This is a genomic window from Alkalihalophilus pseudofirmus, from assembly GCF_029094545.1.
In the GTDB taxonomy this organism is placed as follows: Bacteria; Bacillota; Bacilli; order Bacillales; family Bacillaceae_D; genus Alkalihalophilus; species Alkalihalophilus pseudofirmus.
Window position 1 is genome coordinate 230842 of record NZ_CP117835.1, and the last position, 21668, is coordinate 252509.

Annotated in this window: 27 protein-coding genes; 23 read left to right on the forward strand and 4 right to left on the reverse strand. The window is 38.7% G+C overall.

The window, feature by feature from the left end:
- Positions 1 to 164: 164 nt before the first annotated feature.
- Both PQ478_RS01240 and PQ478_RS01245 read left to right on the forward strand, forming a co-directional pair.
- Positions 165 to 1289, forward strand: coding sequence for a S8 family peptidase (locus PQ478_RS01240; protein WP_289235580.1), 1125 nt, complete (start codon positions 165 to 167; stop codon positions 1287 to 1289).
- 200 nt (positions 1290 to 1489) lie between these two features.
- Positions 1490 to 1675, forward strand: coding sequence for a hypothetical protein (locus PQ478_RS01245; protein WP_012957237.1), 186 nt, complete (start codon positions 1490 to 1492; stop codon positions 1673 to 1675).
- A 37-nt stretch (positions 1676 to 1712) separates the two neighbouring features.
- On the opposite strand, the gene PQ478_RS01250 is transcribed toward PQ478_RS01245, so the two are convergent.
- The gene (locus tag PQ478_RS01250) at positions 1713 to 2585 is read right to left on the reverse strand and encodes a helix-turn-helix domain-containing protein (protein ID WP_289235581.1); all 873 of its coding nucleotides are present in this window, start codon (positions 2583 to 2585) and stop codon (positions 1713 to 1715) included.
- Positions 2586 to 2884: 299 nt separating this feature from the next.
- Between PQ478_RS01250 and PQ478_RS01255 the strand changes: the two genes are divergently transcribed.
- Entirely contained in the window at positions 2885 to 3475 is a 591-nt protein-coding gene (locus PQ478_RS01255; RefSeq protein WP_289235582.1) for a TetR/AcrR family transcriptional regulator, read from the forward strand.
- A 103-nt stretch (positions 3476 to 3578) separates the two neighbouring features.
- Here PQ478_RS01255 and PQ478_RS01260 read toward each other — a convergent pair whose 3' ends face one another.
- Entirely contained in the window at positions 3579 to 3887 is a 309-nt protein-coding gene (locus tag PQ478_RS01260) for a winged helix-turn-helix transcriptional regulator (protein ID WP_012957240.1), read from the reverse strand.
- A 163-nt stretch (positions 3888 to 4050) separates the two neighbouring features.
- Between PQ478_RS01260 and wrbA the strand changes: the two genes are divergently transcribed.
- The 3 genes from wrbA to PQ478_RS01275 all read left to right on the forward strand — a co-directional run bounded on the left by wrbA (position 4051) and on the right by PQ478_RS01275 (position 5527).
- On the forward strand, positions 4051 to 4671 hold the full coding sequence (wrbA, locus tag PQ478_RS01265; RefSeq protein WP_289235583.1) for an NAD(P)H:quinone oxidoreductase: 621 nt from the start codon (positions 4051 to 4053) through the stop codon (positions 4669 to 4671).
- Positions 4672 to 4813: 142 nt separating this feature from the next.
- The gene (locus tag PQ478_RS01270) at positions 4814 to 5230 is read left to right on the forward strand and encodes a universal stress protein (RefSeq protein ID WP_012957242.1); all 417 of its coding nucleotides are present in this window, start codon (positions 4814 to 4816) and stop codon (positions 5228 to 5230) included.
- Between the two features lie 156 nt (positions 5231 to 5386).
- Positions 5387 to 5527, forward strand: a complete 141-nt coding sequence (locus PQ478_RS01275; RefSeq protein ID WP_012957243.1) for a BH0509 family protein — start codon at positions 5387 to 5389, stop codon at positions 5525 to 5527.
- A gap of 367 nt (positions 5528 to 5894) precedes the next feature.
- On the opposite strand, the gene mgtE is transcribed toward PQ478_RS01275, so the two are convergent.
- Positions 5895 to 7259 carry a magnesium transporter gene (gene mgtE / locus PQ478_RS01280; RefSeq protein ID WP_139314734.1) on the reverse strand — a complete coding sequence of 455 codons (1365 nt, stop codon included), beginning with the start codon at positions 7257 to 7259 and terminating at the stop codon, positions 5895 to 5897.
- A gap of 265 nt (positions 7260 to 7524) precedes the next feature.
- Between mgtE and PQ478_RS01285 the strand changes: the two genes are divergently transcribed.
- The 6 genes from PQ478_RS01285 to PQ478_RS01310 all read left to right on the forward strand — a co-directional run bounded on the left by PQ478_RS01285 (position 7525) and on the right by PQ478_RS01310 (position 13828).
- Positions 7525 to 8583 (forward strand): ABC transporter ATP-binding protein, encoded by a 1059-nt coding sequence (locus PQ478_RS01285; protein ID WP_289235584.1) that lies wholly within the window; start codon positions 7525 to 7527, stop codon positions 8581 to 8583.
- Between the two features lie 178 nt (positions 8584 to 8761).
- Positions 8762 to 9883, forward strand: coding sequence for an extracellular solute-binding protein (locus tag PQ478_RS01290; RefSeq protein ID WP_289235585.1), 1122 nt, complete (start codon positions 8762 to 8764; stop codon positions 9881 to 9883).
- 35 nt (positions 9884 to 9918) lie between these two features.
- A complete protein-coding gene (locus PQ478_RS01295; protein WP_075683764.1) occupies positions 9919 to 11598 on the forward strand; it encodes an ABC transporter permease in 1680 nt (559 codons plus the stop codon).
- Positions 11599 to 11732: 134 nt separating this feature from the next.
- A complete protein-coding gene (locus PQ478_RS01300; RefSeq protein ID WP_289235586.1) occupies positions 11733 to 12050 on the forward strand; it encodes a DUF2325 domain-containing protein in 318 nt (105 codons plus the stop codon).
- Positions 12051 to 12072: 22 nt separating this feature from the next.
- On the forward strand, positions 12073 to 12636 hold the full coding sequence (locus tag PQ478_RS01305) for a hypothetical protein (RefSeq protein ID WP_289235587.1): 564 nt from the start codon (positions 12073 to 12075) through the stop codon (positions 12634 to 12636).
- Positions 12637 to 12931: 295 nt separating this feature from the next.
- Positions 12932 to 13828, forward strand: coding sequence for a metal ABC transporter solute-binding protein, Zn/Mn family (locus tag PQ478_RS01310; RefSeq protein ID WP_435521066.1), 897 nt, complete (start codon positions 12932 to 12934; stop codon positions 13826 to 13828).
- Positions 13829 to 13874: 46 nt separating this feature from the next.
- On the opposite strand, the gene PQ478_RS01315 is transcribed toward PQ478_RS01310, so the two are convergent.
- Positions 13875 to 14615 (reverse strand): rhomboid family intramembrane serine protease, encoded by a 741-nt coding sequence (locus PQ478_RS01315; protein WP_012957252.1) that lies wholly within the window; start codon positions 14613 to 14615, stop codon positions 13875 to 13877.
- Between the two features lie 101 nt (positions 14616 to 14716).
- On the opposite strand from PQ478_RS01315, the gene acpS reads away from it, so the two are divergent.
- The 11 genes from acpS (at position 14717) to sigB (ending at position 21668) form a co-directional block, all read left to right on the forward strand.
- Complete coding sequence (gene acpS, locus PQ478_RS01320) at positions 14717 to 15076, forward strand: holo-ACP synthase (protein ID WP_289235588.1); 360 nt, start codon at positions 14717 to 14719, stop codon at positions 15074 to 15076.
- A gap of 238 nt (positions 15077 to 15314) precedes the next feature.
- Positions 15315 to 16325: a LolA family protein gene (locus PQ478_RS01325; RefSeq protein WP_012957254.1), complete on the forward strand. Its 1011-nt coding sequence runs from the start codon at positions 15315 to 15317 to the stop codon at positions 16323 to 16325.
- A 201-nt stretch (positions 16326 to 16526) separates the two neighbouring features.
- A complete protein-coding gene (locus tag PQ478_RS01330) occupies positions 16527 to 16811 on the forward strand; it encodes a CopG family ribbon-helix-helix protein (protein ID WP_031311629.1) in 285 nt (94 codons plus the stop codon).
- A 3-nt stretch (positions 16812 to 16814) separates the two neighbouring features.
- Complete coding sequence (locus PQ478_RS01335; RefSeq protein ID WP_012957256.1) at positions 16815 to 17165, forward strand: type II toxin-antitoxin system PemK/MazF family toxin; 351 nt, start codon at positions 16815 to 16817, stop codon at positions 17163 to 17165.
- Positions 17166 to 17410: 245 nt separating this feature from the next.
- A complete protein-coding gene (locus tag PQ478_RS01340; protein ID WP_075683769.1) occupies positions 17411 to 18229 on the forward strand; it encodes an RsbT co-antagonist protein RsbRA in 819 nt (272 codons plus the stop codon).
- Between the two features lie 16 nt (positions 18230 to 18245).
- Positions 18246 to 18602: an STAS domain-containing protein gene (locus PQ478_RS01345; RefSeq protein ID WP_012957258.1), complete on the forward strand. Its 357-nt coding sequence runs from the start codon at positions 18246 to 18248 to the stop codon at positions 18600 to 18602.
- A gap of 2 nt (positions 18603 to 18604) precedes the next feature.
- Positions 18605 to 19018, forward strand: a complete 414-nt coding sequence (locus PQ478_RS01350; RefSeq protein ID WP_012957259.1) for an anti-sigma regulatory factor — start codon at positions 18605 to 18607, stop codon at positions 19016 to 19018.
- A gap of 12 nt (positions 19019 to 19030) precedes the next feature.
- On the forward strand, positions 19031 to 20044 hold the full coding sequence (locus PQ478_RS01355) for a PP2C family protein-serine/threonine phosphatase (protein ID WP_012957260.1): 1014 nt from the start codon (positions 19031 to 19033) through the stop codon (positions 20042 to 20044).
- A gap of 61 nt (positions 20045 to 20105) precedes the next feature.
- On the forward strand, positions 20106 to 20438 hold the full coding sequence (locus PQ478_RS01360; RefSeq protein ID WP_012957261.1) for an STAS domain-containing protein: 333 nt from the start codon (positions 20106 to 20108) through the stop codon (positions 20436 to 20438).
- Entirely contained in the window at positions 20435 to 20923 is a 489-nt protein-coding gene (gene rsbW / locus PQ478_RS01365) for an anti-sigma B factor RsbW (RefSeq protein WP_012957262.1), read from the forward strand. The genes PQ478_RS01360 and rsbW overlap by 4 nt, the downstream gene beginning before the upstream one ends.
- A complete protein-coding gene (sigB, locus tag PQ478_RS01370) occupies positions 20883 to 21668 on the forward strand; it encodes an RNA polymerase sigma factor SigB (RefSeq protein ID WP_012957263.1) in 786 nt (261 codons plus the stop codon). The genes rsbW and sigB overlap by 41 nt, the downstream gene beginning before the upstream one ends.

Genomic DNA, 21668 nt, shown 5'->3' on the forward strand with positions numbered 1-21668 from the left:
TTTTGAACCTTTCATATAAAACTATTTATATTACTATATTTATTAAATGTAGCATAATAGACGAGAATCCTCCTATTATTCTAGTAAATAGGTTGTAATAACTTGTCACAGAAAATACATACTTTTTTGAATTTTGATAGATTATTCATAGGAGGTGATCGCCTATGAATCTTCAAAAAATACGCTCAGCGTTGAAGGTTAAGCAATCGGCATTGGTCAGCAGTTTAACTATTTTGTTTCTAATCATGCTAGTAGGTACGGCTAGTGCAAATGATGCGAAGCAAGAGTACTTAATTGGTTTCAACTCAGACAAGGCAAAAGGACTTATCCAAAATGCAGGTGGAAAAATTCATCATGAATATACAGAGTTTCCAGTTATCTATGCAGAGCTTCCAGAAGCAGCGGTAAGTGGATTGAAAAATAATCCTCATATTGATTTTATTGAGGAAAACGAAGAAGTTGAAATTGCACAGACTGTTCCTTGGGGAATCCCTTATATTTACTCGGATGTTGTTCATCGTCAAGGTTACTTTGGGAACGGAGTAAAAGTAGCAGTACTTGATACAGGAGTGGCTCCTCATCCTGATTTACATATTAGAGGAGGAGTAAGCTTTATCTCTACAGAAAACACTTATGTGGATTATAATGGTCACGGTACTCACGTAGCTGGTACTGTAGCTGCCCTAAACAATTCATATGGCGTATTGGGAGTGGCTCCTGGAGCTGAACTATATGCTGTTAAAGTTCTTGATCGTAACGGAAGCGGTTCGCATGCATCCATTGCTCAAGGAATTGAATGGGCGATGAATAATGGGATGGATATTGCCAACATGAGTTTAGGAAGTCCTTCTGGGTCTACAACCCTGCAATTAGCAGCAGACCGCGCTAGGAATGCAGGTGTCTTATTAATTGGGGCGGCTGGAAACTCAGGACAACAAGGCGGCTCGAATAACATGGGCTACCCAGCGCGCTATGCATCTGTCATGGCTGTTGGAGCGGTGGACCAAAATGGAAATAGAGCGAACTTTTCAAGCTATGGATCAGAACTTGAGATTATGGCGCCTGGTGTCAATATTAACAGTACGTATTTAAATAACGGATATCGCAGTTTAAATGGTACGTCAATGGCATCTCCACATGTTGCTGGGGTAGCTGCATTAGTTAAACAAAAACACCCTCACTTAACGGCGGCACAAATTCGTAATCGTATGAATCAAACAGCAATTCCGCTTGGTAACAGCACGTATTATGGAAATGGCTTAGTGGATGCTGAGTATGCGGCTCAATAATCCCTAAGGATGTACTGGATGCAGAGAGAGCTCTCTGCATCCAACTTGCATTATGAGTACATTTATATTTTAAAGAGATATACGAGTTATTCGCTTATTCAGGGCTTTAATTAGTAAGAAATAGGGTACTGTGAAGAATTCAGAAAAGTGGAAAAAGATGTATACTAAACGTAACTTAAAAAGAAGGCAGGGTGAAGAAGATGTCATTAAAACGTTTTGTTTGCGCATTACTAGTAGGAGCATTTATTTTAGGAGCTGGTGCATTATCCGCCTCAGCTAATGAAGCTGCTTTTGACCTTCCGCATGCAGGTGACCTGCCACATGCTGGAGACTTACCGCATGCCGGTGATCTACCACATGCCGGTGACCTTCCGCACGCAGGATAATAACATACAAATCAACATTAAAAAAGAAGCAATAGGGTTATCCTATTGCTTCCTTTTTTTGTTTATCTGCAATTTCAGCCAATCGCTTTTTTCCCTCAATGTTAAATAAATGAATGGCATCGTTGATATGTTTTTCACCTTGTTTATATTGGTTCGTTAATAAGAGGCAGTAACCTTTTTGGTACAAGCACTCTCCAAGTAAGTAGAGCAGCTCATTCTCAATACAAAGCTGAATCCCTTTTTCACTCAGTTCAATCGATTTAGCGAAGTCGCCAAGGCTTTTTACGGCTTTGGCATAATTATAATATACTCTAACTTTTATTCTTGGGTTTAATTGCGGAATGGTAGAAGTACCATGGATCGCTCTCTCATATATTTCGACCGATGTTTCTGGCTTGCCGCTTAAATCATAGACAATGCCGATCGCATTTAAAATTTGAATTTCTTCCTGAGAATAGCCGTCTTTTCCTTTATAGGTTAAATTAAGTGCGTTAAAAAGCATTTTAAGGGCTTCTTCATAATTCGTACTAATATAGGCCAGTGAGAGTCCTTTATGCCAAAGGATAAATTGTTTTAAATCTACACTTTCAAATAGAGGATTTTTCTCTTCTGCCAGAATAAGTTCATATACCTCTTTATAATTTCGGTTGACGGTTTGTTTTCTTACATCTTGTATAAAGTCTTGAATGTAATCGTACCGGGGGTTTGATGCTTCATGAAAGAAGTGAGTCATATCTACTCCAAGGCGCCTGGATATCTCAAACAAGGTGGTTGAAAGCGGGATGAATTTTCCAGCTTCGATATTACTGATCTGTGCTTGGGTACAAATACCTTCTGCTAGATCATTTTGAGTAAGGCCCTTTAGGGTGCGATAAAACTTTATATTTTTTCCAATTGTATGTATATCCATATTCTCACCCTTTTCTTTTGATAGATGACATTAGCTCTTCGATAATCGAAATACTTCCTTATTATAAGAATACCAGTTTCCCGCCTTTTCGTCATGTGCCGATAGGACGAGGGTCATTCCTACTCACAAAAAATCCATCCTTATGCAGTGGTTTTTAGTAAAAGAAAAATCTAAAAATTTACAGTACAAAGTCTTAGGATTATAATACTATGTATAGGGTATTATTAGTAGAAAAGTTAATAATGGTATAGTTCTTTTTTGTGAGTTTAAATAGTAACGAATAAAGGGTGAAGAGTAGGATGGCGAGGAAAAAAATAATAGATCTTCAAGAGTTAATGAAAGTAACAGAGGAACTGCTATTAGAAATAGGGTATGATCGATTGAACTTTCGGCTGATATCAGGTCGGTTAGGAGTAGGAAGAAGTACAATCTATGAGTATTTTTCGAATAAAGAAGATTTGGTATGTGAGTATATGTTAAGAGTAATGAATTTAATTACTCAAAGAATGGAGCAGATCTCTAGCGAATTACCTGCAGAACAACAATTGAAAAAGGTTATAGCTATTTTGATGGATTATGCACAGATCCACTTAATTTTAGAATTGACAGGGGAGTTACAGGCCGCGTTTCAAGATGATGATGAGAGATTGCTGAAAATAATGAAGGAAAAAGAATTGCTGCTTGATGGAATCAATAAGTACGTTCTTATCGCTGAGCAAGCTTGTGATCTCAGGGAGGATATTCCATCCAGTGTCAAAACAAGCTATATCTTTCAATTGATCACTCTTCAAAGAACACATTTACATATTTCTGATAAAAAGGAAGACATTGATTTATCAGAGTGGGTATCATTAATGTTCTCATTGTTTATGCAAGGCTTAAAGAAATAAAAGAAGAGAAAAAATGAGATCCTAGAACGGATGTTATTTTTTCTTTTATGAAATCGACAAAAGAGTCGGATTAGAAATAGGAAAGCAATCTTATATTGCTTCCCTACATCCATTTTTCTCCCCAAGTTTGAATAGAGTGAATAACTGGTTCTAAATCTAATCCTTTTTCAGTTAACTCATACTCAATCCTAACTGGTGTCTCTGGGTAAACATTTCTCGAAATAATCTCGAGCTGTTCTAGCTCTTTCATCCGTTCTGTTAAAATTCGATCACTCATATATGGTATTTGTTTTTTGATTTCTTTAAAGCGTTTAGGACCATCAAGCAGCACCCGTATAATTAAGCCAGTCCACTTCTTTCCTAATAATTCTGCTGCATGCTCGTATTTAGGACACATTTTACTATAATCCATAATGTTCACCTCAAGAACGTTGACCTCAATAATAGGTTTAGTTTACCACAAACAAGTGGTATAGATAAGAAACCAAGGGGAATTAATTGACAATTAAAAATGATTGAAATAATATAAAATGTATAGTTACTTTAAAAAAGTTAGTTAATGGGAGTGTTCAACAATGGCGAAGATTCTTGTACCATACTACAGTGCATATGGACATATTTATGAAATGGCTAAAGCAGTAGCAAAAGGAGCAGAAGAAGTAGAAGGCACAGAAGTAAAGCTTGTAAAAATACCTGAATTTGATGCGGTTAAGGAGGCGATGTCTAGTCAGGACCCCTACGTATCAGCTCAAGAAGAACAAGGTCAAGTAGCAGAAGCAACGCATGATGATCTTAAATGGGCTGATGGTATAGCTTGGGGTGTACCAACAAGGTATGGCTCGATGCCAGCTCAAATGAAACAATTTCTTGATTCAGCCGGCGGTCTATGGGCTAACGGGGAATTAGAGGGTAAAGCAACATCGATCTTTACAAGTACAGGTTCTGTACATGGCGGACAAGAGACTACGGTAATTACGTCCCTTATTCCTATGCTTCATTTCGGAATGATTTTTGTAGGCCTTCCATATGGTGAGAATCCCGAGCAGCTAACAACTGATGGTATTGGCGGAAGTCCTTATGGAGCATCTACTATTTCAGGGCCGGATGGATCTGCCTTGCCAGATGAGAGAGATATTACAATGGCGAAGCGCTTAGGCGCAAGGTTAGCTAAAGTTGCACATAAATTAAATCAATAAAAATATTGTCTAAAGCATCCTAGTATCAATTCCTAGGGTGCTTTATTTTATAAATTAGTGCCACTTTGTGATATCCGCTCGTATAATAAAAGACTCCATTTATTTTGCAGAGTGTTTGATAGTAAGTAAGAGGGGGAAGCTTATGTTCAAACAAATTGTAGTAGCAGCTGATGGTTCTTGGCACTCTATGAAAGCAATTGAGAAGACAATTGAACTTGCTAAAGGGAGAGATACGAAGGTATTTGTTGTTTATGCAGTCGATAGTTCGACTTCTAAGGCAGACGTACTGCAAAATTGGGATACACTTGGCATATCCGAAAAGCGCAAGGAGAGGTTAACTGCTATTTGTGAAATAGCGAAAAAAGAAAAGATTAATTATGAAATAAAGATCCTTAGAGGAGAGCCTGTTCAAGTAATTATAGGCTTTGCTAGAACAACCAACGCAGATTTAATCGTTATTGGATGCAGAGGACTAAATCCGCTTCAGCAAATGGTTCTTGGCAGTGTCAGTCACAAGGTAATGAAAAAAGCCTCCTGCCCAGTGCTGATTATGAAATGAACTTCAACCTTGTTATTCAGCAAGGTTTTTTCTTTTTAAAAAGGGCTTTCTAATCATATTAAAAAAATTGAAAGAAATGATTGACCATTTCGAATCTTCTGTTATATAATAATAAAAAATAAATGAAGATGTATTAATACAGAAAGGGTGGTTAATATGAGCAGACAAGAACGCGAAAATATGATTCAGTTTCTAACAAAGGTAGAGGGGATGACTGAGCGTAAATTAATGGTGATGACAGATGCGGACATTGAGCATATCTACACAAGAGCATACACGATGCAGGAACGTATATAAGGAAAATAAAGCCCTTCAAATCTTAGTATGAGGATTTGAAGGGCTGTTTTATTTGATATGGTTTCATTGTTCAAAAAAATTTCAGTAACAAACTAGTCTAAATAAGGTATACTACGAAAAGAATAAGTATGAAGGGTGACCATCATGAAACTTTCAAACAAAGCCTTATTTATTATTATTGCGTCAATTACAGCGTTGTATGGAATTCTATATTGGGTAATCGGTCATTTTCTTACAACATAATTTGAATGGGTCTAACATGAGGTTAGATCCATTTTTGTTTATTTCTCATCAATCTTCGAGTTATTTCCCTGGCAATTTGTCGAAAAAAACAGCCTCAACATAAACGAGGCTGTTTCAATAAAAATTATAAATGCTGCAGTTGAGATAAGAATGCTGTAGCAATTCCAAAATAAATCATTAAGGAAAAGATATCGTTAATTGTAGTGATGAGAGGACCTGAAGCAACCGCCGGGTCTACTCCAAAACGATATAACATCAGAGGAATAACGGTTCCTGCCAATGTACCGACAATCAACGTGATTAACAAGGAACTTCCTACAACGATCCCTAATGTTAGACTTCCTATCCATAGGGTAGCTACTAATAAAATGAGTGCTCCGCAAGTTAAACCGATAATTATTCCAACTCTTAGCTCACGAAAGATCAATTTAAAGACTGTTTTACGGTCTACATCGCTTGTAACGATACCACGAACAACAACCGCTAGCGATTGAGTTCCGGTATTACCAGTCATGCCTGCAATCATTGGCATAAAAAAGATCAGTGCCACGACTTGGTCTAGAGTTTCCTCAAAACCACTAATAATACTGCCAGATAATAAACCAATAAATAATAACAAGATAAGCCATGGGAGGCGTCTAAAGGAAGCGGTTGTTGCTTTTGTGTTGAAGTCAATATCTTTACCGGAAGCTGATAGCTTTTCTATGTCTTCATTGGCTTCTCTGATCACGATATCGATAGCATCATCGACAGTAATAATCCCAAGTAACGTATTTTGTGCATCCACAACAGGAACAGCAATAAAATCATAACGTTCAATTGTTTGGGCAACTTCTTCTTGGTCAGCCTCGACTGATACAGAGACAACTCGGCTGAACATGATATCCTCAATACGATCATCTTCATCTGCAATTAACAGATCTCGGTAAGAAACCACTCCTACCAGTTTTTTTTCCTCATTAATAACATATAAATAATAAATGTTTTCTGAGAAACTGGCATATTCTTTAAGTTTATTAACAGCTTGCCTCACTGTTTGGTTCACATGAATCCATACGAACTGATTATTCATTAATCCGCCTGCTGTGTCAGCTGGATAACTCATTAGAGAGCGGATTTTTTGAGAATCTTCTTTTCTCATGACCTCCAAGAACTCTTGGATTTTGTCTGCTGATAATTCGTTCAGTAAGTCAGCAAGGTCATCATTATCCATCAAGTTCATAACTTTTGAGGAACGTTCAATTCCAAGTTTGTGTAAAATTTCAATTTGCATTTCATACTCTAATTCCTGAATTAAATCAGCTATTTGGTCAGATGTTAAAAATGTTAGAAACTTGTGATGATGCTTCTCAGGAAGGCCTCGATATAATTGGGCCACATCATATGGGTGCAGCTCCTCTAATAACTGTTGGAGTGCTGATCGTTTCGCTTCTTTAACATATTTAATCACTAATACAAGTAATTGGTCTTCAGTCATATTTGCAACCAATGCATCCACCTCACTTCCACACCTTATATACTTTACAAAAAAAGCGTAATGATGTAAAACACTGCTTTGGAGTTATTTACAGTGTTTATTTATATTCCCTTCAGGAGATAGGTGAAACAACCCTATAAGAATTTTGAAATTACTAAAAATATTGAAAGTAATGCTTTTCTTGGTGGGTTTTACATTGACGCTTGAAAATAAGCTATGCTATTATTAATCTAGATTGAAATTCATTCTCAAAGAAGAGTCTGAGGGGGACTACATAATGAGCTTTATCCACCTTCAAAACTTAACAAAGACGTATTCTAAAGCTGGAAGTCCAGCAGTTAATCATATTGACCTTTCGATTGAAAAGGGTGAAATTATTACTCTGCTTGGTCCGAGTGGGTGCGGGAAGACCACAACGCTTCGTATGATTGCAGGATTTGAACAGCCATCAAACGGGTCTATTCGTATTGACGATAAAGTTGTCTTTGACGACCGTTCATATTTACCACCGGAAAAAAGAGGGATTGGAATGGTGTTCCAAGATTATGCACTATTCCCACACTTAACAATCGAAAAAAACGTAACGTTTGGATTGAATAAATGGAGTACCCTTAATAAAAAGAAGCGTGCTAAAGAAGTACTAGAGCTGGTTGGTTTAGCTGATTATGCTAAGCGTTTTCCTAATGAACTCTCGGGAGGACAGCAGCAACGTGTAGCTCTTGCGCGTGCTCTTGCTCCGCGGCCGAATGTTGTTCTAATGGATGAACCATTTAGTAATCTAGATGCTGGTTTGCGTGAAAGAATGCGGTATGATGTAACAGCTATTCTAAGAAAAGCTAATACTACTGCGATTATTGTAACGCATGATCAAAAAGATGCGTTTGCGGTGTCGGATCGTGTTGTTGTCATGAATCAAGGTGTGATCCAACAAATTGCATCTCCTCGTGATATGTACCGTTGTCCAAAAAACTGTTTTGTTGCGCAATTTGTTGGAAAAACTAACTTATTAACAGGCACGCTTTGTGAGGATATGAAGCATGTAGAAACGCATATTGGACGTGTTTGTCTGCCCTCAGCATCCAATCAAATTCTTGAAGATGTCCGCGTTTCGATTCGACCTGAGGGGTGCCGTTTAGTAGAAGACGGACGTTATTCGGGCCGAGTGGAGCGTGTTACTTACAGTGGTGAGTATCAAGAGCTTGAAGTGCGGCTTGGTGATGATCATGTAACAAATGAGCCGATGATTGTCTATGCCCCTGTAGAGCAAGAGATTGAGGTTGGGTCTGTTGTGTCATTTGATATTAAACCAGAGTTAGTTGCCCTGGTAGAAGCATAAAAAAAGCCCTCAAATTTTGAGGGCTTTTTTATTTATAGTGTACTATTTTTAATAATTGTTTCAAAAATTGAAAAATACATTGACAATGATTATCAGTAGCAGTATAGTATGACTTGTGAGAGCGAATGAGAATGAAAATCATTAGCTGAAATACATAGAGAGTTTAGGAGGAACAAACATGAATAAGGCCTTAAAAGTATTATTGTTTTCACTGTTAGCACTATCTTTATTTGTAGTAGCTGCATGTGGTTCTACTGAAGAGCCAGCTGAAGAGGCGCCTGCAAGTGAAGAAAATACAGAAGAATCTACGGATGAAGCAAATGATGAAACAAATGAGGAAGCTGCCTTAGAAGAAACTGGTGAGTTAGTTGTTTACTCATCTCGTAATGAAAACTTCGTAAATGCTCTTTTAGAGAAATTTACAGCGGATACAGGAATTGAAGTTAAGCCGCTTCATGCCGGAGATAATGCAGTAAGCAGAATTAAAGGTGAAGCTGGAAACACACAAGCTGATATTTTTATTTCAAACGATATCGGTGCGCTTGAAAACCTTCGTCTTGAGGGACTTTTAGAAGGGTCTGATCCTGAAGGAATTGAATCAATCGATGAAAACTATCGTGCAGATGATAATTCTTGGTTCGCTTTATCAGCACGTACACGAGTTTTGATGTATAATAAAGATCTAATTACAGAAGAAGAAATGCCGAAATCTATCGAGGAACTAACAGATCCTAAATGGCAAGGTGAGTTCGCTATTACTCGCGGAGGAAATGGCGGAATGATTGGCCATGTATCAGCGCTTCGTAATGAGTGGGGCGATGAGAAAACTAAAGAGTGGATTGCAGATGTAAAAGATAATGCAGGAGCTATCCTTGAAGGTCATGGAGATATCCGTCGTGCGGTCGGGGCTGGTGAGTTTACATTTGGTCTAGTAAACAACTACTACTATCACCAACAGCTTCAAGAGCCTACTGATAACAACGTTGGAGTTATTTACCCAGATCAGGGTGAGGGAGAAATGGGAGCTGTTGTGAACGCAGCAGGAGTCGGACTTGTGAAGGATGCTCCAAATGCTCAAAGTGCTCAAGTATTCCTTGATTGGATTTTAGAAGAAGAGAATCAACGTGAATTCTCATATGAGTCACTTGAGGTTCCAATTAATCCAGAAATTGAAGCTGTGGAAGGTGCAGCAACAATCTCAGATTATAAAACACACGATATGCCACTAAGTCAATTAGGCGAAGTGTGGGAAGATACACGTGAACTTATTGAACAAGCTGGTCTTGACCTAGACCTGTAAGAGATAATTATTGGGCGAGTGGGAGATGTGACGTCATGAGTCAGCACCTAGATAACGAAAAAAATAATAGTAAAACCCCTCAGGTTGGAGACGATATGTCTCCAACCTCTCGCCGTTTATTTAAAGGGATCCGGTTCAATAGGAATCGAGGAAGCAGGCCAGGCGGGGTTTTATTTACATTTGCAGCGTTAACCGGTTTATTAATGGCCATACCAGTCTTTTATGTCGTATGGAGATCATTATTTGCTGGTACAGACAGGTGGATGCGCTTACTGGATTCACGCATTCCTCAGTTAATTTGGAATACGATGTCTTTAACCTTTATGGTTACTTTATTTGCGGTCTCAATCGGCGTGTTGCTGGCATGGATTGTTAATCGTACAAGTCTGCCCGGGAGGAAAATGTGGCAGTGGCTGCTTGCTCTTCCTTTAGTTATACCGCCATACGTAGGGGCTGTTACTTATATTATTGTATTTGGGCCTAGGGGATGGCTATGGAGAGAGTGGCGTGAGAACGAGTGGCTGCTGAATGTATTCGGTGAATACCCAATTAATGTTTATTCGTTTTGGGGGGTATTTGCGGTTCTTACCTTATTCACCTATCCATATGTATTTTTAATTGCCAGCGCTTCACTTAGAAAAATGAACCGTAACTATGAAGAAGTGGCAAGGTCACAAGGAATGACGACTTCACAAATTTTTTGGAAAGTGAACATTCCATTTCTTCGTCCCGCAATTGGTGCTGGAGCTATCCTAATTGCTTTATATGTGCTGTCAGATTTCGGTGCGATTGCGATGATGCGGTATACAACATTTACAGCAGCTATTTACTACCAAATGGGAAGTTATGATAATGTTTCAGCTACGGTTTTAAGTGTGGTATTAATTGTCCTTACACTAGTTATTTTGTGGATTGAATCCAGAACTAAGAAGAAACAATCGTATTATCAAACAAGTAATACATTTAAAGAGCCTGACATTTTAAGTCTTGGAAAATGGAAATGGCCAGCGCTTATATTTGTAAGCACAATTTTCTTCATCTCAGTTATCTTGCCGGTTATTGTCCTCGTTTATTGGTCGGTTCTTGGCCTTGGGGCAGGGGCATTGGATTCAAGATTCTGGGGATATGCATGGAATAGTGTGAAGGTTTCTGGTATGGCAGCTCTCATTTGTATGATCTTAGCTCTGCCAGTAGTTTACTTGCGCTCTAGGTATCCTTCCAAAGTATCTGCTATTATTGAAAAGATGAGCTATGCAGGTTATGCGTTACCTGGAGTCATTGTAGCACTTGGAATCATCTTTATTTTTAATCAGTATATACCTATGCTTTATAATACATTTTATTTGGTGGCCATTGCTTTTGTGATTCGGTTTTTACCACAGGCAATGCAGTCAACAGATGCTTCGCTCAGCCTCATTTCTCCACGGATAGACGAGGCAGCGAGAAGCCTGGGCCAGCCTCCTTGGAAGGTCATGATCAAAGTAATTATTCCATCTATTCTGCCTGGTATCCTGGCAGGGGGTGCACTCGTATTTGTAAGCAGTATTAAAGAGCTTCCGGCTACTTTATTACTCAGACCTCCTGGGTTTGATACACTTGCAGTACGTATTTGGGTAGAGACAAGCGAAGCCATTTACCATATGGCGGCACCCGCGGCTTTGCTTATTGTTATCGTTTCTATCATTCCTTTGCGCTATTTGCTTAAAAAGTATTAACGATTACCTTACTAACTTCGAAGGGGTCCTGAAAAGGGAACCTCTTTTTTATTTGACTGAAAATTTAATTGACAATGAGAATCTTTTTCATTTAAAATAAAGTGAGAATAATTATCAACGAAGGAGTGTAATATATGTCTTCTTTATTAATAGTCGGAGCGGATCGTCTTGGGAGTATTCCTCAGAAACTAGAAGGGTTGGGTTTTAAACAGATTACACATGTAGATGGGAGAAAGGCGCAGATGGTAAAGAAAGAAATTCCATCTCATATTGACCTTATATTAGTTCTTACCGATTTTATTAATCATAATTTAACTTCTGTACTGAAGAAAAAGGCTGCTGAACAAAACATTCCGATTTGTTACGCGAAACGTTCTTGGTGTTCTATTTATCAGTCGATTGGGCGATGTAATTATGAGTGTAATAAAGAGAGTCAATGTCCATTTAAATAATGAAAAGTGAGGTGGAATAAAGATGGTGAATGCGAACCTTCAACTGATATATTCGGAATATAAATTGTCTCATCGTTTATTAAACAGCATTCAAAAAGTAGTGAATAAAATTGTTAGAGAGTATTGTCTCCAACCAGTTGAAGAACGTCACGTGGTTACATTGTTGAAATTGATTACTACATATAAAAGAGACCTTAATAAAGGTTTATTTGCTACTACAAAACAGTATATTGAAATCTTAGCTGTTTTAGTTGACCACTTAATCTACACATTAACGGAAGTCGGTGGTCAAGTTCAAATCGCTGGAATTGGAAACGATCTTTCCCTGATTACAGATGAAGATGGGAAGTTCATTCTGAAAAAGATAGTTGTTCAAGTAGATTCGCAAATAGTCCCTGTATATTTACAGGATTTAAGAAAGATTGGGTTAAAAGTTTGTGACGAAGGTGATTTAACTCTCGAAGTTATCGATATTATAAGCGGCAAAAGATATACCAGCTTGCAAAATACAGATTATATCCAACAAGAGGCATATCCTTATCAGATCACAAACTTAATAACCGATATAAACCATTTTTGTTCATAGTGAAAAATGGTTTATTTTTTTGTTATATACATACTATTTTCAAGGGATCTTACATAGAAATATTTTATATAGGAGTTAATAAAGGAACATAAAGGGCGGCTTAATCATACAATCAATAAAGTACAGTAGAAGCTGTCTCCAAAGACTAGACATTTTTATAAAAGTGTGACAAAATAAAGTTGCCCTAAGACAAAACAGTTTTCCTCGGTGAAGAAAAGCAGCTATTTTTTTGCGCTATTTTTTGCCTGTACACAACTTTTTTAGTGAGAGTAAAAATAGAGAAAGGATGATGAGAGTGCGTAAGTGGTTTTTTGCTTTAGTTGTTTTATTGATGAGTCTATTTGTTGCAGCGTGTGGAGGAAATGGTAAAAATGAAGAAACTGGCGAGTTGAAGGTTGTTACGAGCTTTTCGATCTTAGCTGATATTACAAAGAATGTGACCGGGGATCTTGCTGCTGTTGAGTACTTGGTACCTATCGGCGAAGAACCTCATGGATATGAACCTATTCCGAGTGATTTTCAGAAGGCCAGTGATTCCTCTGTCTTTTATGTGAATGGTTTAGGCCTTGAGGAGTGGCTAGAGCGTTTGGTTGCGAATGCTGGTGATGCTGAAATTGTTACAGTTTCTGATGGGATTGATGTAATTCCAGTGGATGGTACGGATGAGGATGACCCCCATGCATGGTTAGATGTTAAAAATGTGATAGCTTATGTAGAAACTATTCGTGATGATTTAATGGAAAGAGATCCTGATAATGCTGAGGCGTATGAGGCTAATGCTGAAGCCTATATTCAGGAATTAACTGAACTAGATGAATGGATTAGTGAAGAATCAGAAGAAATTCCAGAAGATAAACGAACCATTGTAATAAGTGAAAATGCGTTTAAATACTTTGGTGCAGCCTATGGGTATGAAACAATTGGAATCTGGGAATTGAATTCTCATGAAGAGGGAACTCCGGGTCAAATTTCTCGAGTAGTAGATTTAATTCAAGAAAAAGAGATTCCAGCAGTCTTCTTAGAAACAACGATTGACAGCCGTTTTATGGATACTGTCTCTAGTAATGCTGGTGTAGAGATTGCCGGTGAGGTTTACACAGATGCGATCGGGGCTGACGGCAGCGGGGCAGAAACGTATGTAGATATGATGAAACATAATGTAAATACTTTTTTAGAAGGCTTAAAGAAATAAAGATGAACCCTCCAATTCGTTATAAGATTGGAGGGTTTTTATCTGCTTATCTATTGAATATGCCATATAATACGAGTAAAGCGAGGACAATCCAAAACACGTTCTTAAAAAGCTTTTGATTTCTTCTCTTTTTTTGCCAACGGTTCGGATTAAAGGTTGGCTCGCTCGTGTCGTGGACATGCTGATACATATGATAAGGCTTCACTCCAGTTAAAAATAAAGGAGCAAGTGCTGCACCGCCGAGTAAGCCAAACAGGTGCGCTAATACGTTAATATTAGAATTTACAAATGTCATTACAAGGCCAATAATAAGAATAGTCATCACAAGCTGTGAGTTTGCCTGGTCAATTAAATCTTTTCTAAATAAGACAAGGTAGACAAACATCCCGAATAAACCGAAGATAGCACCAGATGCACCTAAATGAGGAGGGTAACTCAAGCCTCCTAGATAATAAGTAGCGATATTTGCGATGACACCTGTTCCGAGATAGAAAATGATGAAGCGGAATTTGCCTAGCATTTGTTCTAAGGCAGGACCAAAGATAACGAGAGAGAAAGAGTTAAATACAACATGCCCAATCGTTAAATGCATGAAAATAGGTGTAATCAGTCTCCACCATTCACCATTGGCTACAGCCAAGTTATAGCCAATCCCAAGATTTCTAACAAGAGAGCCTCCAGGAAGAAAATTCATCCATACAAATAAGGCTAAATGGATTACTAATAAACCAAAAATAATAGGGTAGTTCTTTCTAAAGGAATAGAAGCTTTCCTGACGAATAAACAAGCTTAATCCTCCTAACAAAATCGTATTCTTTCTATAAGTATATCAAAAAAGAAAGAGGAAATGCCCGATTTAAGAATTCAGACTAGAAAAGGAGAGTTTACATGATTATAGGTATCGGAATAGATATTGTGGAATTAGAGCGAATAGAACAGCTGCTCACAAAGCAGCCAAGATTTGTTCAAAAAGTGTTAACAAAAGAGGAGCAGTCCGTTTACCAAAAGCTTGCTGAAAAAAGAAAGATTGAATTTATGGCTGGACGCTTTGCGGCAAAAGAAGCTTTTGTTAAAGCCTGCGGGACTGGCATCTCAAAAGAGTTCGGATGGCAGGATATTGAGGTGTTGAATGAAGTGAACGGAAAGCCGGTACTCACTGCAGACGTTGAGGCAGCTATCCATATATCCATATCTCATAGTGAGAAAAATGCTGTAGCGCAAGTAATTTTAGAGCGCTTGTCAAGCTAGTCTGCATATTGTCCGCCCTTGCCTCATATAGTTGTAATGCGGATGGGAGAGCTTGTGCCATTTCAAGCAGAGTCAGGTCAAAATTTCATCAAGAACCTAATTCGTTTATTCTTTGAATGTTAAACACCTTTAAAGGTTTGGCATTCTAGAGTGAACGAACGGGGCACAATCATGATTGCCGTCTCTTGATTGGTAGAATTCTCTTCTTTGGCGTTAATTGAGACAAAGGGGTGAAGGTATGAAAAGAGTAAGCTGGTTTATCGCACTTATTGTGATGGTGACGTTTGTTCTTGCAGCGTGCGGTGAAAAAACGCAAGATGATATTCTAGAAGACCTTGAAAGTAAAATGTCCGATATTAGTGGTTATAAGGCAGCTGCTACGATGACATTACAAACAGGGAATGAGCCGCAAACATATGAGGTGGAAGTTTGGTATCAAGAAAAAGATTACTATCGTGTAGCACTTAAAAATGCTGCCAAAGATCAAAGTCAGATTATCCTCCGCAACGATGACGGGGTATTCGTGTTAACTCCAGCACTTAATAAGAGCTTCCGTTTCCAAAGTGATTGGCCGATCAACAGCAGCCAAGTGTACTTATACGGCTCACTGATTCAAGATGTGTTAATGGATCCTGAAAGAACCTTTACGGCGACGGAGGATGCGTATGTGTTCCAAACGAATACAAACTATCAAAACAAGAACTTAAGCACACAAGAAATTACATTTAATAAGAAAGACTTAGCTCCGCTGCAAGTGAAAGTAATGAATCCTGATCTTGAAGTTCTTGTTCAATTAGATTTCACAAGTTTTGAAGAGAATGCAAGCTTCAATGAAGGTGATTTCGATATGGAGCGTAATATGACGGGGGCACAAATGAATGAGCAGCCAACGATGGCTGAACCTGAAGCAGAGATGGCAGTACATTATCCAATGTACACTCCGGACGGTACATCACTAGACTCTTCGCAAACAGTGGAAACTGACCGCGGTGAAAGTGTTGTACTGCAATATACAGGAGAAGCTCCATTCACGCTTATTCAAGAGAAAAGCAAAGTGGTGCCTGCCACCACTCCGATGAATGTAAGTGATGGCGAGCCGGTAGATTTAGGCTTTACGATTGGCGTTATGACTGAAGAGTCCTTAATGTGGTCGTATAATGGTGTAGATTTCTACCTTGCTTCTTCTACTCTAGGAACAGAAGAAATGGTTTCAATTGCAAGATCTGTTTACGGTACACAAGAAAAATAACGATCCAGGGAGGCTCACATATAATGTTGAGCCTTCTTTTTATGGAAATTAAATAGTATTTGTAAAACCTCTTTGCATTTTACAGAAGTCAATGCTATCATTAAATGTGGATAAAAGAAGTTCGTTTTTTGCCAAGTGATTAGGCATGAAAGCGTTATGAAAACATATAATATTTAGGTCGTTGGTTGATGCTGGGGGTGGATGTTCGTGTCAGAACAGAGAACGAAACGCATTGTAGTGAATTTGCCACAACATTTGTTAAACGAGGTGGACGGTGTGATTCAACAAGAGAATGTAAATTACAGTGAGTTTTTATCGCAAGCAACGAAGCTATATCTTCGTGACCGAAAGAAGCGTCAAATTCGTGAAACGATGCAGCAAGGCTATATGGAAATGGCTAAAATCAACCTTAACCTTGCATCTGAAGCCTTTCTTGCCGAGGAGGAAGCAGAGAACACCCTTGATCGCTTAGTAAGTGGGGTGTAGCGGTTGATTGTAAAAAGAGGTGACGTTTATTTTGCCGACCTTTCACCTGTTGTTGGGTCTGAGCAGGGTGGGGTAAGACCTGTTTTAATCATCCAAAATGATATTGGGAATCGTTTTAGTCCTACTGTCATTGTGGCTGCAATCACGGCACAAATTCAAAAGGCAAAATTGCCGACTCATGTTGAAATCAATGCAAAAAGATACGGATTTGATCGTGATTCGGTCATTTTGCTAGAACAAGTAAGAACAATTGATAAACAGCGCCTGACCGATAAAATCACCCATCTTGATGATGATATGATGACGAGGGTTAATGATGCTTTGTTTATTAGTTTGGGATTAATTGACTTTTAAATGAGAAAAAACTCCGCTTTTAGCGGGGTTTTTTTCAATTATTTTACATTAAATCATGCATTTAACGGTTTATTATTGATCAAAAGCAGTGAAATAAGGTTTAATTAATATGAGGAACTTTACTGAAGTGGGATTTCTTACATGAACTTGTAAAACCTTTAATCTGAAAATCTTTGCAACATCAAGCAAGTCGTGAAATAATAACTGTAACAAACTGTAACCACTTTGAACTGGAGGAAAGTAAGATGCAACCATATATAGTATCCTTTATATTCGAGAATCGTGAAGTATTAACGAAAAGATGGGAAGAGCAGCTCCAAGAAGTTCGTAAGGAGAATTATTTAAACTCTATATCTGATACGGTCTATGAAAATACGAATCAAGAGTTTATGAATTTCATCTTTGAGTCAGTAGATCGAAACCAAATGCAAGCGAATGAACGGCTGACAAATTTTACAGATCGATTTATTCAGACGGGTTGGCCGCTAGCTTACTTCACTCGAGGCCTACAGGCGTTCCGTCGTGCCATCTTAGCGACGCTTTCTGAAAAAGAACATAATGTCGATCAGCTTTTAACTCTTTTTAATGAAGTCGAAGATTGGATTGACGGCATTATTAATCAATTGGTAACAGATTATACAGGTTCTTGGGAAGATATCTTCGAGATGCAAAAATTGTCTCTTCTTGAACTATCAGCGCCTTTAATTCCAGTTTTTGAAGGGATTACAGTGATGCCTCTTATCGGAACAATCGATACAAATAGAGCGAAATTAATTATGGAAAATCTGTTGGACGGCGTTATTAAAAACCGCTCACAAGTGGTGTTAATAGATATTACAGGCGTTCCGGTTGTTGATACAATGGTTGCTCACCACATTATACAAGCTTCAGAGGCGGTTCGTCTTGTAGGAGCAACATGCATTTTAGTGGGCATTCGCCCTGAGATCGCTCAAACAATTGTCAACCTTGGAATTGACTTAGGTAAATTCCCTACAAAGAGTACATTGCGTAAAGGTATGGAATCAGCTTTAGAAATGACGAATAAAAAAATAGAAGAAATATAAGTTGGAGGAGTTAAAAATGAGGATCCCAATTTTAAAACTTCATCAATACTTGCTTATCAGTATTCAAGTAGAGTTAGATGATCAAACAGCATTGCGTTTTCAAGAGGACCTATTAAATAAAATTCACAAAGAAGGGTCGATTGGAGTTGTCATTGATTTGACATCTGTAGATATGATCGATTCATTCATCGCTAAAGTGTTAGGTGATGTCGTCGATATGTCTAATTTAATGGGGGCTCGCGTTGTATTAACAGGAATACAGCCTGCGGTCGCAATTACATTAATTGATATGGGTATTAAACTGGATGATGTTCCTACAGCTCTTGACCTTGAGCAAGGTTTGGACAAATTGCAGCAGGAACTGGAGGGATGATCATGGAAACCCAATCCTGTGTAGAAGTAAAAAACGAATGGGGGATTGTTGCTGCTAGACAAGCAGGTCGTACCCTCTCAAAGGAAATCGGGTTTGGGAGTGTCGATCAAGCGCGGATAACAACAGCCATTTCAGAATTAGCGCGTAATATTTATTTATATGCGCAGCGTGGAGAAATATGTTTAGAACTAATTGAGGCACCGTCGAAAACGGGAATGGTTAAAGGAATACAAGTGATTGCTAAAGACCAAGGTCCCGGAATTTCAGACATTAGACAAGTGATGGTAGATGGATTTACAACCTCTAGCGGTATGGGAGCGGGACTTCCTGGAGTGAAACGTTTAATGGATGAATTTTCTATTGATTCCGAAGTAGGGGAAGGGACGGTCATCACAACGACGAAGTGGCTTCGTTAAAGGAGGGCCAGCGTGAATAATACTGTTCAAAAGCTAGAAGAATCATACAAACATATATTGCAGACATTCCTTCATGATAAAAGTGAACAAGGGTTATATGAAGCACAGCAATTTAGTAAAATTTTACTTGAGCATCAAATATCACCTGAGGAATTGGTCAGTATTCACCGCTCTATTTTAGAAGAGTTGTTTCCGAATGTTTCAAGTGAGGTTCAGGATTCTTTTGAGTTGCTCTTAGAAGTTATGATGGGATATGGACTTGCCTATCGTGAACATCAAAGTTTACGTGATCGTCAAAAAGAACTTGAATCAGAGATCGATGTAGCTGCTAATATGCAGCAAACATTGCTGCCTAAAGAAATTCCGTCTGACGATGTGTTAGATATTGGTGTAGTGAGTGTACCGGCTACAAAAATGAGCGGTGACTACTATCATTTTGTTCGAGATGAGCACGGCAATGTAGGGGTAGCCATAGCTGATATTATCGGGAAAGGTGTTCCTGCTGCTTTGTGTATGTCGATGATTAAATACGCCATGGACAGCTTACCTGAACAAAGACTTAGGCCAGGCGCGCTGCTTGAGAACTTGAACAGGGTCGTCGAGCAGAATGTTGATGATAGTATGTTTATTACGATGATGTACGGGGCATATGATACAGGGACGCATGAATTCCATTATTCTGGAGCGGGGCATGAACCTGGGTTTTATTATTCATCTTCTGAGGATCGTTTCGAAGAATTGTATGCAAAAGGCTTAGTTTTAGGAGTCTCACGTCATACAAAATTCCGTGAGTATCATAAAAAGGTGGAAAAAGATGATTTTATTGTCTTTTTATCAGATGGTGTAACGGAATGCCGAGTAGATGATGATTTTATTGAACGAGAAGAAATAGTGAAGTTAATAAGGTCCTACATGCATTTAAGTGCTCAAGAAATTGTCGACAGCGTATATAAGGAACTTGTGAAACTACAAGATTTTACCTTGAGAGATGATTTTACATTAATGATTTTGCGTCGAAAAGTTTAAAAATGATTGTTTTGTGGTATTTATAAACTAATGTAGATGGGATACCAGGAGGAGATTATAGATGAACTTAGATATTCGTCATGAACAGTCAGAGGGCGCAGAGCTTGTATATGTAACAGGAGAAATTGATGCCTATACCGCGCCGAAGCTGCGCAGCACACTAACACCGCTTGCTGAGCAAGGATCAAATAAGATTATCGTCGATTTAACAAACGTTCAATATATAGATAGTACAGGCTTGGGGATTTTTGTAGGAATTTTAAAATTAACAGACTCGAAAGACAGTTCGTTAGTGTTAACGGGGTTATCTGAACGGGTACACCGCCTGTTTACGATTACTGGGTTAGACGAGGTTATCCAGATCGAACCGATTAAAGGGGAGGAAGCGAAATGAACGAACAGCAAGTAGATCACATCGAGATGAGTGTTCCGGCTAAGCCTGAATTTGTTGGCGTCGTGCGTTTGACGGTTTCTGGAATTGCCAATCGCCTTGGATTTACGTACGACGATATTGAAGATATTAAGATTGCAGTTGCAGAAGCATGTACGAACGTAGTAAACCACGCGTATGAAGATGAAGGGTTGATTTCCGCTTCTTTTGTGCTGCACGAAGACCGTATGGAAATTGTCATAGCGGACCGCGGACAAAGTTTTGATATCAATGGTTTACGTGAGCGTTTAGGTCCGGTTGACTCGACTAAGCCGGTCGGTGATTTGAAAGAAGGGGGGCTTGGCCTCTTCCTCATCAACACTTTAATGGACAAAGTGGAAATCAATGATGAATCAGGGGTTATCCTAATGATGACAAAGTTCATTCACGGAGATGAGGTGGAGAAAAATGTCGACGGAGTCCCTTCCACACAAACAGAACAAAGATGAGGTATATGAATGGATTCGCCTTTATCAGGAAACAGGCGAAGAAGAGGTTCAAGTAAAGCTGGTAAAACATTATGAGGCTCTTGTCCGTTCATTAGCTCGGAAGTTTTCTAAAGGACGGGAATACGACGAAGATCTATACCAAGTTGGAATGGTAGGTCTGCTCGCTGCCCTAACTCGATTTGACAGTGAGTTTGGACGTAGTTTTGAATCTTTTGCCGTACCAACTATTGTCGGTGAAATCAAACGATTCATACGTGATAAAACGTGGAGTGTCCATGTTCCAAGACGTATTAAAGAGTTAGGTCCTAAAATCAAAAAGGCTGTAGAATCCTTGACGGTTGAACTTAACCGCTCTCCACTTGTTCATGAAATTGCTGCGTATCTAGAGGTCTCTGAAGAGGAAGTTCTAGAGACAATGGAGATGAGCAAAAGTTATCAAGCGTTATCTGTTGACCGTTCGCTTGAGGCTGACCAAGAAGGTGGAGAAGTTACATTGCTTGACCTTGTCGGCAATGAAGACAGCGGGTTTGAGAAAACTGATCAAAAGATGCTGCTTCAAAAAGCATTCCAAGTGCTTAATGAACGTGAAAAACAAATCCTTATGCTAACCTACTATGACAATTTGAGCCAAAAAGAAACAGGGGAAAAACTCGGTATTTCTCAAATGCATGTATCACGTCTTCAACGTAGGGCGTTACAAAAATTACGAGATTCAATTAAAGTCGAGCCTTCGGAGATTTTATAA

Excerpts from the sequence above, each read along its gene's own strand:
- wrbA (WP_289235583.1), top strand. The coding sequence starts at position 4,051 with ATGGCGAAGATTCTTGTACCATACTACAGTGCATATGGACATATTTAT.
- rsbW (WP_012957262.1), top strand. The coding sequence starts at position 20,435 with ATGAACGAACAGCAAGTAGATCACATCGAGATGAGTGTTCCGGCTAAG.
- sigB (WP_012957263.1), top strand. The coding sequence starts at position 20,883 with ATGTCGACGGAGTCCCTTCCACACAAACAGAACAAAGATGAGGTATAT.
- PQ478_RS01285 (WP_289235584.1), top strand. The coding sequence starts at position 7,525 with ATGAGCTTTATCCACCTTCAAAACTTAACAAAGACGTATTCTAAAGCT.
- PQ478_RS01275 (WP_012957243.1), top strand. The coding sequence starts at position 5,387 with ATGAGCAGACAAGAACGCGAAAATATGATTCAGTTTCTAACAAAGGTA.
- PQ478_RS01270 (WP_012957242.1), top strand. The coding sequence starts at position 4,814 with ATGTTCAAACAAATTGTAGTAGCAGCTGATGGTTCTTGGCACTCTATG.
- PQ478_RS01240 (WP_289235580.1), top strand. The coding sequence starts at position 165 with ATGAATCTTCAAAAAATACGCTCAGCGTTGAAGGTTAAGCAATCGGCA.
- PQ478_RS01295 (WP_075683764.1), top strand. The coding sequence starts at position 9,919 with ATGAGTCAGCACCTAGATAACGAAAAAAATAATAGTAAAACCCCTCAG.
- PQ478_RS01290 (WP_289235585.1), top strand. The coding sequence starts at position 8,762 with ATGAATAAGGCCTTAAAAGTATTATTGTTTTCACTGTTAGCACTATCT.
- PQ478_RS01305 (WP_289235587.1), top strand. The coding sequence starts at position 12,073 with ATGGTGAATGCGAACCTTCAACTGATATATTCGGAATATAAATTGTCT.
- PQ478_RS01300 (WP_289235586.1), top strand. The coding sequence starts at position 11,733 with ATGTCTTCTTTATTAATAGTCGGAGCGGATCGTCTTGGGAGTATTCCT.
- PQ478_RS01330 (WP_031311629.1), top strand. The coding sequence starts at position 16,527 with ATGTTCGTGTCAGAACAGAGAACGAAACGCATTGTAGTGAATTTGCCA.
- acpS (WP_289235588.1), top strand. The coding sequence starts at position 14,717 with ATGATTATAGGTATCGGAATAGATATTGTGGAATTAGAGCGAATAGAA.
- PQ478_RS01325 (WP_012957254.1), top strand. The coding sequence starts at position 15,315 with ATGAAAAGAGTAAGCTGGTTTATCGCACTTATTGTGATGGTGACGTTT.
- PQ478_RS01345 (WP_012957258.1), top strand. The coding sequence starts at position 18,246 with ATGAGGATCCCAATTTTAAAACTTCATCAATACTTGCTTATCAGTATT.
- PQ478_RS01250 (WP_289235581.1), bottom strand. The coding sequence starts at position 2,585 with ATGGATATACATACAATTGGAAAAAATATAAAGTTTTATCGCACCCTA.
- PQ478_RS01340 (WP_075683769.1), top strand. The coding sequence starts at position 17,411 with ATGCAACCATATATAGTATCCTTTATATTCGAGAATCGTGAAGTATTA.
- PQ478_RS01350 (WP_012957259.1), top strand. The coding sequence starts at position 18,605 with ATGGAAACCCAATCCTGTGTAGAAGTAAAAAACGAATGGGGGATTGTT.
- PQ478_RS01255 (WP_289235582.1), top strand. The coding sequence starts at position 2,885 with ATGGCGAGGAAAAAAATAATAGATCTTCAAGAGTTAATGAAAGTAACA.
- PQ478_RS01260 (WP_012957240.1), bottom strand. The coding sequence starts at position 3,887 with ATGGATTATAGTAAAATGTGTCCTAAATACGAGCATGCAGCAGAATTA.
- PQ478_RS01360 (WP_012957261.1), top strand. The coding sequence starts at position 20,106 with ATGAACTTAGATATTCGTCATGAACAGTCAGAGGGCGCAGAGCTTGTA.
- PQ478_RS01245 (WP_012957237.1), top strand. The coding sequence starts at position 1,490 with ATGTCATTAAAACGTTTTGTTTGCGCATTACTAGTAGGAGCATTTATT.